The following is a 10,758-nucleotide window of genomic DNA, read 5'->3' as shown; positions in this document are numbered from 1 at the left end:
ATTTTATCAGAAGAGGTCCTTATTTTTATACAAAAATGAATCAAAGCCAGTGAAATTTTACGTGTCGTAAAATTTCACTGGCTTTTTCATTTTAGAGATGGGTTTTGTCCCACCCTCTTTTAGACTACCATTAAACGTTATTTCACCTGCTCCGGTTGAGGAGACAAACCTTGAAGGTCATTATTTTTGAAATTCTTTACAAGGTTTAAGCTTTATTCGTCTTTTTCAGTGCGGATGATCATGACATCACATGCTGCATGTCTTGCAATATGTTCTGAGACGCTGCCAATTAAAAATCTTTCGACAGCATTAAGCCCTGTCGCTCCGCAAATAATTAAATCAACTTGATATTTTTTGGCAATATCTTTTGGGATTTTAACTTTAGGAGATCCGTACTCAACAGTGAAGGTTACCTCTTTCACTCCAGCATTAAGCGCTGTTTTTTTGTAGTTTTCCATAAGCTCTGTAGCAAATTTGTCTGCTCTTTCGACAATAGTCCGGTCATAAGCTTCTACTGTTGCAAATGTACGTGTGTCGATAATATGTGCCAGAACAATTTTAGCATCGTTTCTTTTTGCGATTTCAATCGCTTTTTTAAATGCCCATTCTGCTTCAGTTGAACCATCAACTGCAACCAATATGTTCTTATAAGTGAGACTCATATTTATCTCCTCCTTTACCTTTATTATACAGCCCTCTTTTATGAATATCTGTAACAAAATTTCGAAAAATAATATTGTCAGTGATTCTTATGAGAGGGAGTTGAACGGAAGTGAAAAAAGAACCGAAAAAGGGTCTTAACTTTGATTACGATGAACAAGGAACCGAACAGGTTAGTGAACAGATTATGAACGCTTATCACAGCGGTGTCATCGATCAAGCAGATGGTCATTACGAGACATTAAAAGATGAATCAGAGCAAGAAGATGAAATGTCATAATTTTTTCTAGAAGGCTTTGTTATATGTCGGTGTTACTCTTTGTTTTTTTCTCAGCTTCGGCGAGCCTTGGTTTCACACTTTGAAGTGAGGCAAAATCGTTTTATTAACAATTTGTTTAACAAAGCCCTCAGAAAAGGAGAGGTGCAAACATTGCACTTCTTCTTTTTAGCTTATTTTAAAAATTGCAATGTTTGAATTTACTTGCCGCTGCAATTGATGCCGTCCCTTTATTAGTATTGTTCTTTGAAAAGAACTTTATTCTTTATCTTCTAAGGTGTATAGTAGAATCGGATTTGTGAAATATCAGGAGGGAAAATGGATGCGAATTGGGGTACCGAAAGAGATTAAAAACAATGAAAATCGTGTTGCTATGACGCCTGCTGGCGTTGTTAATCTAGTAAACTATGGTCATGAGGTATATATTGAAACAGATGCAGGCCTCGGTTCGGGCTTTACTGACTCAGATTATATGAATGCGGGAGCCACCATCGTTAGTACAGCAGAGGAAGCGTGGTCAAAGGAAATGGTCATGAAAGTAAAAGAGCCACTTCCATCTGAGTACACTTTCTTCCGTGAAGGGTTAATATTATTTACATATTTGCATTTAGCAGCTGAACCAGAGTTAACCAATGCTTTATTGGAAAAGAAGGTTGTTGCGATTGCCTATGAAACCGTTCAACTTGCAAACAAGTCATTGCCGCTTTTAACACCAATGAGTGAAGTCGCTGGACGTATGGCCGCTCAAATCGGGGCCCAATATTTAGAGAAGGTGAATGGTGGAAAAGGGATTTTACTTTCTGGAGTGCCTGGAGTAAAGAGAGCGAAAGTTACGGTAATTGGAGGAGGAGTAGCAGGGACGAACGCTGCAAAGGTTGCTGTTGGTCTCGGTGCGAACGTGACGATTATTGACTTAAAACCAGAACGCCTTCGCCAGTTAGATGATATTTTTGGTAGCGATGTGACTACGTTAATCTCGAATCCCTATAATATTGCTGAGGCTGTAAAAGAATCCGATCTTGTTATTGGAGCTGTATTAATTCCTGGGGCTAAAGCTCCTAAACTAGTAACAGAGGAAATGATTGAGTCGATGTCACCGGGTTCAGTTGTAGTAGATATCGCGATTGACCAAGGTGGTATTTTCGAAACAACGGATCGTATTACAACACATGATAATCCTACTTATAATAAATATGGCATCGTTCATTATGCAGTTGCTAATATGCCTGGAGCGGTACCACGCACTTCTACGATTGCTTTGACTAATGTGACCGTCCCTTATGCACTTCAAATTGCAAATAAAGGATATCGTGAAGCATGCTTAAATAATGATGCATTATTAAAAGGAATTAACACATTAGATGGATTTGTTACCTATGAAGCAGTGGCTTCTTCCTTAGAGTTAAATTATGTGCCAGTACAGGAGCTTCTTAATAAGTAACTCCGAGGGGATGATTCAGATGATTAACCTAAGTGAGAAACCGACTATTGAGGGTAGAAAAGTGATTTTAAGGCCTTTTAAAGAGAAGGATTTTCCGCTCATAGAAGAGTGTTTAAAAGATCCAGAAGTCATCAAACTGACGGGAAGCAGTGCAAATTTTGATCGGCAGTTGTTTCATCAATGGTACCGTACAAGAAATGAGCAAAAAGACAGATTGGACCTTGCTGTGGAAGATAAAGTGCAAGCAAATTTAGTTGGTGAAGCAGTCATTAATTTATATGATCAAAAAACCCACAGTATGAATTTCAGAATACTAATAGGTCCAAGGGGAAGAAATCGAGGCCTTGGAACGGAAGCAACACAGCTGATGATCGATTATATCTTTCAGAACACTGATTTAAACTTTTTAACATTAAGTGTATATGATTTCAATCCGAGGGCTAAACATGTGTACGAAAAAGTTGGCTTTGTCAGTGAGAGTGTTGATCGAGGTGAGTTACAATTTGAAGGGGTCGCGATTGACTCTATTAATATGAAGCTGACTAGAGAAAATTGGCTGCTGCGAAGCTCGTAATGATTTCTGTTATATTTGTTCTTATTTGAAGTATAAAATTTGGTTGTTTTAGAAAAATCATGTTTGCGCCACTTTCTTATCAGTGAAGAAGGTTGCACTGATTCTCTCAAAACCAGCAGGACCGTTTTTTTGAAAATGTGCCAAAAGCAGCATTCGATAGTCAAAGTAAAAGGATAGATAAACAGGAGAAAAGAGCCCGTTTATCTATCCTTTTATTGCTTTATTTAATTTAAAAACTATTTCCAACTGTTCACAGTCTATGAAATAATTTGCAGCTCTTTTCGGAACTTAGTGAGAATTTCCACTCCGTTTTCTGTGACGACCACATCATCTTCGATGCGCACGCCAGCAACTCCTGGGACATAGATCCCTGGTTCAATCGTATAGACCATTCCTTTTTCTAACAGAAGATCATTGGTTTCTGTTAAAGAAGGATATTCATGTACGCTAATGCCTAATCCATGCCCAAGTCGATGTGGGAAGTAATCACCATACCCAGCCTTTTCAATTGTACTGCGCGCAGCAAAATCAACCTCTGAACATTTAATCCCGGGTTTGCTAGCTGAGATTGCCGCTAATTGTGCTTTTAAGACAGTATCATATATCTCTTTTTGCTTATCATTTATGTCTCCGAAAGCGACCGTTCTGGTGATGTCAGAACAATAGCCATTGACGACAACACCTAAATCAAAGAGAACTAAATCCCCTTTTTTGATTTTCGTGAGTCCTGGATTCCCGTGTGGCGAGGCTCCGTTTGCACCTGTCAGGACCATTGTTGAAAAGGCCATGGCTGTGACGCCTTTTTTCTTTAAGGCAAATTCAATTGCTGCTAGAACGTCTAATTCTGTTTTTCCTTCTTTGATTTCAGAACAGCCAACTTCAATCGCGTAATCGGCCAATGAACAGGCTTCACGAATAGCAGCAAGCTCCTTCTCATCTTTTATTAGTCGTAACGTTCTTAGCTTTTCTTCAGCAGAAATAAATTGAGCGTTTGAAAACAGCTCAGATAAAATTTCAAATCTTTCCACATTGAGATGTTCTTTTTCAATGGCAATTCGGTTGATCTTGGCAATTCTTTTAAAGACAGCGTGTTTAACAAGCTCCCACGGATTTTCAATATCACTGTATCCAATGATTTCATGATTCCAGCCTGTCTTTTTGGCATCCTCTTTTTCCATTGCCGGACAAATTAAGAATGGCTCCGCATCTTGGAAAACAGCGACTCCAAGCAACCTCTCATGAGGATCACTATAAAATTGACTTAAATAAAAAACGCTTTCTGTTGAAGTGAGAAAGGAAAATTGAATATCCTCTTCTTTCATCCACTCAGAAAGTTTATGTATACGCTCCATGAAAACATCTCCCTTATTTTGGTCTAATTTAAAGTTAGCAACTTCGAAGGAGATTGTAAACTTTTTCGAGTAAATAATTGAGCTAACTTAAACACTCTAAATGTGTTTCAGACCGTAGACAAACTCGAGGATTTCGAGTTTGTCTACGGTCTATTTTATTTTAAAATGTAGATAGAATAACAATGTGGTTAGATTTCCACTCCGGGTGGACGCTTTTTCGCGGGTGGGGCCGAGCTGCTTTTCCCGCGGGAGTCGCCACCTTCCGTTCCCATCAATTTATTACACTTCATCCATTATTTTTATCTAGAGGTGACCAACCATGATGACAAAAAATCAGTTCAATGAACGTGAACAATTTGAAATGCAAGCGATTGATCCATTCGTTCCACAAATTATTTCGTTCGCAAGCTTGAGTCAGCTATTGATTTTTCATGTATCTTTCCATTGGTGAAGGAGCTTTATTCGGAGGTAGGACGTCCAAGTATTGCTCCAGTCGTTTTATTTAAAATGGTGTTTATACGATACATTTTTGGGATTCGTACCATGCGTCAAACCATAAAAGAGATTGTCCATGCAGGCGATGCTTACTCTTGCTGCGAATGTAAAGATATTGGCAACTTGGACTTGGCAAGGTGCTTGACTTTGACTTTAAATAGATTTTGAGTCAAAGTTTTAAGAATATAATTGCGGATGGGAGCGGAGGGCGCTTGACTCCTGTCTCATTTTTACACATGTCACTCGCTTGCTGCTTATTCTGCAAAAGTCCTCCATATAGTGGAGATTCTAAGGATTTTCATGGCATTATGCTTGAAAGAATTGAAAACGGGTGTGTTATTAAGTCTTTTTTGAATGATACAATAATGGCATGTTTGTTATTCCTGTCAGCGAGGTTCATTTTTAAAAGTTCAAGAATAGCAATATCAATTTTTAAAGAGTAGCAGGAATGAACTGACATTTGTTGAAATTAGAGTAGATGGATAATAAGGAAGGAGAGAGTGTAAATGAAGATATCCTACCACGGACATGCAGTAGTTAAAGTTGAAACGAACGGCAAAACGATTTTAATTGATCCGTTTATTAACGGGAATGGTCTGACTGACTTAAAGGTGGATGAGCTGAACCCGGACTATATTATCATCACACATGGTCATAATGACCATGTAGGGGATACGAAAGCGATCGCGCGAAAGAGTGGTGCTCTTATCATAGGCAGTCCTGAAATAGCAACATATTTTCACTGGAAAGGACTTAACACACATGGAATGAATATTGGCGGGAGTTACGAATTTGATTTTGGCAAAGTTAAATTTACACAAGCTTATCACTCATCTGGGTATGAAACAGCGGGTCAGCAAATTATTTATTTGGGTATGTCGATGGGAGTTCTTTTAACGATTGATGGCAAAACGATTTATCATGCTGGCGATACCGCTCTCTTTTCAGATATGAAGCTTATAGGTGAAAGACACCCAATTGATTTGGCTTTCTTACCAATTGGTGATAATTATACGATGGGACCTGAGGATGCGGCATATGCGGCTCAGTTGCTCGGTGCGAAAACGGTTGTTCCTATTCACTATAATACTTTTCCGGTTATAAAAAAGGATCCATATCAATTTGTAAACATGCTACCAAATGGACAAGGCAAGGTGCTTGAGCCTGGAGCAGAGATAAAGTTGTAAAATGAAGCGTAGCTGAAATGCTACGCTTTTTTGTGTTCGAAAAAACGCTATTTCGGTTTTCGCGGATATATGTCATTAAACTCCGATATTTTTGTTTTTTCGCCGATATCAGCATATGGATAAATAAAACGACTTTTTTTTGGCTTGCCCGCATAAATATTAATTAAAGAAATAAAGGAGGAACGCACATGGCTAAAAATCGTTATATTCTTTGCTTATTAGCGAGCGCTGCGATGCTTTATTTTGCTTTACCTAGATTGCCGATCCATGACGGTGGACTTGCTGGTGTTTTCGCTATATCCTGGCTTATTCTCTGCCTTATTGTGATCGCTGGCAATCTTTCTGCATTATTATATGAACCGAAAAAAGCAAGAGAAAATGTGAGAAAATCCCCGGTAAAGTCGCAAAAACGCCTTCGTTCATACAATTGATTGAATCTATCGCCTCCTTCACCTTATAATAAGAGAAGAAATCGGAAATTTTATCATGGTAGATAAGACAGGTAAAGGCCATGTTGAAATATAATGAGAAGATAATTTTAATTTAAAGGGTGAAGGTCTTGGCTACAAAGCATGAACAAATTTTAGAGTATATTGATCAACTACCAGTTGGAGAAAAAATATCCGTACGACAAATTGCCAAGGCATTAAATGTGAGTGAAGGTACTGCGTACAGGGCTATTAAAGACGCTGAAAATAAAGGGTATGTGAGTACGATAGAACGTGTTGGCACGATTAGAATTGAACGAAAGAAAAAAGAAAATATTGAAAAATTAACATATGCAGAGGTTGTCAACATTGTTGAAGGACAAGTACTAGGCGGACGAGCTGGCCTGCATAAAACACTTAATAAATTTGTGATTGGTGCCATGAAGCTTGACGCGATGATGCGCTACACAGGGGCAGGCAATTTGTTGATTGTTGGAAATCGGACAAGGGCTCATGAGCATGCTTTAAAAGCAGGAGCCGCTGTATTAATAACAGGGGGTTTTGATACGGAAGAAGAGGTAAAAAAACTCGCTGATGAACTTCAGCTTCCGATTATTTCAACCAGCTATGATACGTTCACAGTAGCGGCAATGATCAATCGCGCGATTTATGATCAGTTAATTAAAAAGGAAATTGTCTTAGTTGAGGATATTTTAACACCTGTTAGTGATACGGTTTATTTAAATACAACAGATACGGTGTCTAAATGGTATGAATACAACCGTGAAACAACGCATGGGCGCTATCCGGTTGTAGATGAGAATATGAAAGTGCAAGGAATGGTTACTTCCAAAGACGTTATTGGGGTAGATCCGGAGCAGTTGATCGAAAAAATTATGACAAAGAATCCGATGACGGTTAGCGGACAAACGAGCGTTGCCTCATCTGCCCATATGATGGTTTGGGAAGGAATCGAGCTTTTACCAGTTACAGACAACAATAACAAGCTCATAGGAATTATAAGTCGTCAGGACGTATTGAAAGCCCTGCAAATGATTCAACGCCAACCACAAGTTGGGGAAACGATTGATGATATTGTTACGAGCCAGTTAGTGCTGTCAAAAGGAAAAATGAAGAATGATGAAACTTATCGCTGTGAGGTTACGCCACAAATGACGAACCATCTTGGCACCATTTCTTATGGCGTCTTTACAACAATCGTAACGGAGGCGGCGAACGGTGTTTTACGAGGTTTTAAAAAAGGAGATTTAGTGGTTGAGAATATGACCATTTATTTTTTAAAGCCGGTACAAATTGATAGCACTTTAGAAATTTATCCAAGGGTGCTAGAGTTAGGGCGTAAGTTTGGAAAGGTTGATGTAGAGGTATTTAATGATGGGATTCTCGTAGGCAAAGCAATGATGATGTGCCAGTTGTTAGACAGACAATAAAGTGTGACTGTGCAATGGTTCCAGTATAAAGCAAATGCAGAAAGCAATCGCTTATCTACATTTGCTTTTTGGTTTAATTTTGGAAGCTCTGGCTCCTTCTCGCCTACCAAACTTCACCGATAAGCTGTATAATGGGCCCCTTTACTTCATTCGTGCTGAGACCATTCCGAATGGATGTAAAAAATGTCCAAAAAAGCGAGACTTTTTTCGGACATTCTCTTACGCGCATTATTTAGAAAAGCCTATTATTTTTCCAACTGCTCAGCTTCTTCAATCGCATGAGGTAAATAAAATTTATATGACTTCACTCCACCCCATACATTAACAGCGCCTAACAGGAGAAATACACTTCCAACGATATACGCGACCGCGGTTTGATTGATGAAGAATTGATTCAATCCAAAAAGGGCAACAAATAAGCCAAGTGCAACAGTAGCTTTTGCTGAAACCCACTTTTTTTCTGCAGGTCTTTGTGTGCGAAAATACTTCACCTTATAAAAAATATAGAAAGAGAAAGCGAACACAAATAAGATAACGAGTATTTTCATTTGATATTTCCTCCAAGCTTGAACAACTTCACTCTTTATCTTAACGACTTTTAAGAGAAAATTCCACTGTCATCATTTTTATGTAGTGAAACCGCCACCATCTAAAGAAGGAATTTGTATAAATTATCTTTTCTTTTCATTTATTTATGGTAAAAATGGAGATAGATAAGTTTTTTGAGGACTACACTACAAAAACGGATAAGGAGTAAAAAATGAGAGAAAAGATATTTGAAACCATTCAAAAATATGACACCATTATTATCCATCGTCATGTTCGCCCTGATCCGGATGCTTATGGGTCACAAGGGGGATTAGCCGAGCTGCTCAAAGCCTCCTTTCCGAAAAAATCAATTTATATGGTAGGTAAGGAAGAACCGTCATTACATTATTTATCACGACTTGATCACATAGCTGATGAGACCTATAAGGGAGCATTGGTAATTGTGACAGACACAGCGAATGAAGCGAGAATTTGTGATCAACGTTATCAGCTTGGAGATTACCTTATTAAAATTGATCATCATCCGAATGAAGAGCCGTATGGAGATTTGAGCTGGGTTGATACTGAGGCAAGCTCTTGCAGTGAGATGATTTATGAATTTTACCTTGCAGGGCAGGCTTCAGGTTTGAAAATGTCTGATGCTGCTGCCCGTCTTTTGTATGCTGGAATCGTTGGAGATACTGGTCGTTTTCTTTACCCAAGTACAACAGAGAAAACCTTTGCTTATGCAAGCGAACTAATTAAATATAATTTTGACAGAACAGAGCTGTTTGATCGGATGTATGAACTAGAGTCTAATCTTGTTAAATTAAACGGTTATGTACTGCAAAATTTTAATATGAATGAACACGGTGTTGCTTCGATCATTTTGAATAAGGAGCTTTTAGAAGATTTTGCTGCGATTCCTTCAGAAGCTTCACTTCTTGTTAGTACATTGGGGAATGTGAAAGGACTCCTTGCTTGGGTATTCTTTATTGAAGAAGAGGATCAAATTCGTGTTCGATTACGTTCGAAAGGACCTGTTATTAACAGTATTGCGAGAAAATTTAATGGGGGTGGGCATCCGCTTGCGGCAGGGGCTTCCATTTATTCATGGGATGAGGTTGAGCATGTCATGAAAGAGTTAGAAGAAGCGTGTATCAATTATCAGCAGGAGTTTTAATGGGGAATGAGGGAATGGCGCATTTGCAAATTCCCTCTCTGTTATTTATCAAATTGTAGTTCAACTTGAACTGTTAAAGTTGTATAAAAGACTATTTCCTTGATCTTAAGGCGGTATCGCTTTTCATGGGCTTTAAAGGTCCGGTTTTCAATCGTCCTTTTTATGAGATCCCTGCTTTTAAAAGCAGTTTCAATATTTTGTGTTAACAACGTGCGAATATCTTCCTTTGCTGACTCCTCGATTTCATGAACGCTATAAGAATCAAGCTTGTATCTTTCGTGGTTTAAAATTTTTACTTCAATTTTTTGAATCGTCAGTTTTTCTTCATTTTCTTTATTAATTTTTTCAACATCCTCTTGCCATATTTCTTTTTCTTTTTTCAGATCTTGAATTTCTTCTTCTTGAAGCTTGATTTCCATGCTGTAGTCCTCCATCCACTCACCAAAGATAAAAAGGAAGATAAGCCAACTGATGAGTGCGCCAATGGCCATTCCTGCCAATAATCTTCGCCATTCTTGAAATTGATGATAGGATGGGATTCTCATTCGGACACATGCTCCCCGGTTAATAGCGTAATTAAGAAGGAGCCTGTTTGTGCACCGCCAAGAGCACTTAATATAAGCAGGAAGGTTTTAAAGATATCCTTCGTATCACCGGCAAATAGTCCCCGCTCAAAGCTATAGACTGCATCAAATGTACCACCAATTGCAGCGACGATGGCCCAAATTCTGATTTGTGAGGAAATGCGGAAAATTTCTGTCATCAGTGGTTTTCCGGTTAAAAAGGCACCGATGCCACCAATTAACGCTCCTCCAAGCAACACACCTAATGCAATAAAATAGCTATCAATTAATAGAGAAAAAAAAGGCTGCTCTTTCATGTACGTTCATCCTCACTACAGTAATTTGGAGTATATTCAATGAGAATTGCTCCCTGCTATTTTTTTTGGTCTGTCTCTATTTTGCATCGATTTTATCAACGACAGCTCTAGCCAATGTGAATCAACTCAATGGTCAATTAATGCATACATATTACATTCATATGGACAAACTTCTGAAAATATGATTTTTCATCCGGAGTTCTTGGAGGAGTTTTTCCTAAATAAAGAGAACATCTTTTCTTTTTTTTATTTGAGGTTCTATAATAAGAACTGAAGATACTTCTAAGAAATCGACATGGAAC

The 10,758-nt window shown here is 38.4% G+C and carries 12 protein-coding genes and 1 pseudogene; 8 read left to right on the top strand and 5 right to left on the bottom strand.

What is annotated here, in order from left to right:
• Window positions 1-212 precede the first annotated feature (212 nt).
• A complete protein-coding gene (locus FCJ93_RS14205; protein WP_095307940.1) occupies window positions 213-662 on the bottom strand; it encodes a universal stress protein in 450 nt (149 codons plus the stop codon).
• 110 nt (window positions 663-772) lie between these two features.
• Here FCJ93_RS14205 and FCJ93_RS25030 point away from each other — a divergent pair, with 110 nt between their 5' ends.
• From FCJ93_RS25030 to FCJ93_RS14195, 3 genes are all read left to right on the top strand, one after another.
• Complete coding sequence (locus FCJ93_RS25030; protein ID WP_170211313.1) at window positions 773-940, top strand: hypothetical protein; 168 nt, start codon at window positions 773-775, stop codon at window positions 938-940.
• A gap of 319 nt (window positions 941-1,259) precedes the next feature.
• Window positions 1,260-2,378 carry an alanine dehydrogenase gene (ald, locus tag FCJ93_RS14200; RefSeq protein ID WP_095307939.1) on the top strand — a complete coding sequence of 373 codons (1,119 nt, stop codon included), beginning with the start codon at window positions 1,260-1,262 and terminating at the stop codon, window positions 2,376-2,378.
• Between the two features lie 19 nt (window positions 2,379-2,397).
• A complete protein-coding gene (locus FCJ93_RS14195) occupies window positions 2,398-2,952 on the top strand; it encodes a GNAT family N-acetyltransferase (RefSeq protein WP_095307938.1) in 555 nt (184 codons plus the stop codon).
• Between the two features lie 257 nt (window positions 2,953-3,209).
• On the opposite strand, the gene FCJ93_RS14190 is transcribed toward FCJ93_RS14195, so the two are convergent.
• A complete protein-coding gene (locus FCJ93_RS14190; RefSeq protein ID WP_095307937.1) occupies window positions 3,210-4,304 on the bottom strand; it encodes a M24 family metallopeptidase in 1,095 nt (364 codons plus the stop codon).
• A gap of 319 nt (window positions 4,305-4,623) precedes the next feature.
• Between FCJ93_RS14190 and FCJ93_RS14185 the strand changes: the two are divergent.
• The 4 genes and pseudogenes from FCJ93_RS14185 to FCJ93_RS14170 form a co-directional block, all read left to right on the top strand.
• A pseudogene (locus tag FCJ93_RS14185) lies at window positions 4,624-4,871 on the top strand (transposase); the annotation flags it as partial.
• A 434-nt stretch (window positions 4,872-5,305) separates the two neighbouring features.
• A complete protein-coding gene (locus tag FCJ93_RS14180; protein WP_137743978.1) occupies window positions 5,306-5,986 on the top strand; it encodes a metal-dependent hydrolase in 681 nt (226 codons plus the stop codon).
• A gap of 188 nt (window positions 5,987-6,174) precedes the next feature.
• The gene (locus tag FCJ93_RS14175) at window positions 6,175-6,417 is read left to right on the top strand and encodes a hypothetical protein (protein ID WP_137743977.1); all 243 of its coding nucleotides are present in this window, start codon (window positions 6,175-6,177) and stop codon (window positions 6,415-6,417) included.
• 128 nt (window positions 6,418-6,545) lie between these two features.
• Window positions 6,546-7,865, top strand: coding sequence for a CBS domain-containing protein (locus FCJ93_RS14170; RefSeq protein WP_095307933.1), 1,320 nt, complete (start codon window positions 6,546-6,548; stop codon window positions 7,863-7,865).
• A 245-nt stretch (window positions 7,866-8,110) separates the two neighbouring features.
• On the opposite strand, the gene FCJ93_RS14165 is transcribed toward FCJ93_RS14170, so the two are convergent.
• The gene (locus tag FCJ93_RS14165) at window positions 8,111-8,413 is read right to left on the bottom strand and encodes a YtpI family protein (protein WP_095307931.1); all 303 of its coding nucleotides are present in this window, start codon (window positions 8,411-8,413) and stop codon (window positions 8,111-8,113) included.
• A gap of 212 nt (window positions 8,414-8,625) precedes the next feature.
• Here FCJ93_RS14165 and FCJ93_RS14160 point away from each other — a divergent pair, with 212 nt between their 5' ends.
• Complete coding sequence (locus FCJ93_RS14160; RefSeq protein ID WP_137743976.1) at window positions 8,626-9,576, top strand: DHH family phosphoesterase; 951 nt, start codon at window positions 8,626-8,628, stop codon at window positions 9,574-9,576.
• Window positions 9,577-9,617: 41 nt separating this feature from the next.
• Here the strand turns inward: FCJ93_RS14160 and ytrI are convergent, their stop codons facing one another.
• Both ytrI and FCJ93_RS14150 read right to left on the bottom strand, forming a co-directional pair.
• Window positions 9,618-10,121 (bottom strand): sporulation membrane protein YtrI, encoded by a 504-nt coding sequence (gene ytrI / locus FCJ93_RS14155; protein ID WP_095307927.1) that lies wholly within the window; start codon window positions 10,119-10,121, stop codon window positions 9,618-9,620.
• On the bottom strand, window positions 10,118-10,456 hold the full coding sequence (locus FCJ93_RS14150) for a YtrH family sporulation protein (protein WP_095307925.1): 339 nt from the start codon (window positions 10,454-10,456) through the stop codon (window positions 10,118-10,120). The genes ytrI and FCJ93_RS14150 overlap by 4 nt, the downstream gene beginning before the upstream one ends.
• Window positions 10,457-10,758 lie beyond the last annotated feature (302 nt).

Origin of the sequence: Robertmurraya siralis, assembly GCF_005502275.1 — a bacterium.
In the GTDB taxonomy this organism is placed as follows: Bacteria; Bacillota; Bacilli; order Bacillales; family Cytobacillaceae; genus Robertmurraya; species Robertmurraya siralis.
The sequence above is the reverse complement of the archived record's forward strand: the minus strand, read 5'-3'. Positions and strand labels throughout refer to the sequence as shown.